General features: G+C 67.5%; 2 protein-coding genes. Both read right to left on the bottom strand.

What is annotated here, in order from left to right:
* Positions 1-816: AMP-binding protein (locus tag A2I95_RS36630; protein ID WP_291737400.1), on the bottom strand; the 816-nt coding region annotated here is incomplete at its 3' end.
* 5 nt (positions 817-821) lie between these two features.
* A partial coding sequence (locus tag A2I95_RS36625) for an IucA/IucC family C-terminal-domain containing protein (protein ID WP_291737399.1) occupies positions 822-1,583 on the bottom strand: 762 nt, incomplete at its 5' end.

The raw sequence follows: 1,583 nt of genomic DNA, 5'->3' as shown, positions 1-1,583 counted from the left end.
GTTCTGGCCCGCGGTGAGGGCGGCATGAGGCAGCGGCTGGCCGACGTCATAGGGGTTCTGCAGATCCTGGTTGATGGCGACGCAGCCAGCCTCGGAACAGCCGTACTGCTGAAACAGATGGATGGTGCGGGCGCGGATCAGTTGGAACCAGGCCTCTGGCAGCACGGTGCCGGAGGTGTTGGCGGCATGGAGCCGCTGGTCCTCGGGCAGGAGGCGCGCCAAAGTGTGCAGCATCGCGGGCGAAGTATAGAGCAGCGGCTGGTCCGTCTCGCGCAGGCGGCGCAGGATGTATTTCGGGTTCAAGCTGTCGAGCACCACCGGCACATGGCCGCGGTGCAGCGCCACGAAGACGCCGGCAATCAGCCCGTAGGAATGGGTGACGGGGCAGGCGATCACCGGGGTCATCGCGGCGCTGGCGGTGAAGAAGGCGGCGTAGCTTTCGACCTCGGCCGCGATTTCAGCCCATGTGCGGGTGATCACCTTGGCGTCGCCGGTGGTGCCGGAGCTCATCTGCACCAGCACGCCGCCGCGCGGGGTGGTGTCCGTTTGCGGCAGGGCGGTCTGCTTCAGCCCGTCGCTGAGCATCATATCGCAGCCCGCCGCCTGCGCCATTTCACGGGCGGTTTCCGGCGGGATGCCGGGGTGGATCGGGAAGACGCCCGCGTTCTGCGCGCGCAGGTACAGAAGCGCAGACAGCGCGGCGCCCGCGTTCTGCATGTGCAGGCCGTAGCGGTGCGCGGCGGGTTCGGTCAGCACCCGGTCCAGCCGTGCGGCGAGGCCTGAGGGGTCGATGGGGGTGTCGTTCAGAACAAACATGTCAGTCATCCTTTCTCGGTGGCCAGGGCGTTGGCGATCAGGTGGCCGTGCTGCGGGCGGTCAGGGTCGATCTTGCGGGAAATCAGGCTTTCGGCGCGGATCTGCGGTGCGAAGGGGGCGAGGGCGGCCTGCCGCGCCTGCATTCCGTGTTCGGCGGTGTAGCGGTCCAGCCGGCTGCGGACCCGGCGCCAGAAGGAGGTTTCGGCAAAGCCATAGTGGCGCTGCAGCAGGTACGAGAGGTCGGCGAGGTTGAAGACAAAAAGCGTGTCCATCACCAGCCAGCGCAGCTCCTCAGCGCTGGACATCCGGTGGAATTGGTCGGGCGGCGCGGCCGCATAGACCGGGTCGATGCGCGCGAGATCCGGGCAAAGGTCCGGGCGCGAAAGCAGGTTTGGCACGTATTCCAAGCTTTCGTGGAAATCGCGGGCAATCAGGCCTGCGGGCCAGCCGCCTTCATGCTGCAGGATCAGGTTCTGGCCGTGTGCCTCCAGCCCGATGCCGTGGGCCACCAAAAGGTGCCAGATGGGCAGCACCGCAACCTCGATCAGCTGGTTCAGCCAAGTCTCAAGCCCGTGCTGTTCGATCCAGGGGGCGATCAAGGGTGTGCCGTCCGGTTCCGTGAGGGCGAGACCGTTGAAGGGCATCATGCTGTCCGGGGCCAGGCCCAGCGAGTCCGGGCTGCGGCGCCAGATCGCGGCCAGATGCCCGTCCAGCGCGGTGCCGCGGCCGGCGGTGACGGCAGCGTATTCCGGCAGCAGGGTCAGCGG

The organism is Leisingera sp. F5 (assembly GCF_001593695.1).
This window is presented reverse-complemented; position numbering and strand designations above follow the sequence as displayed.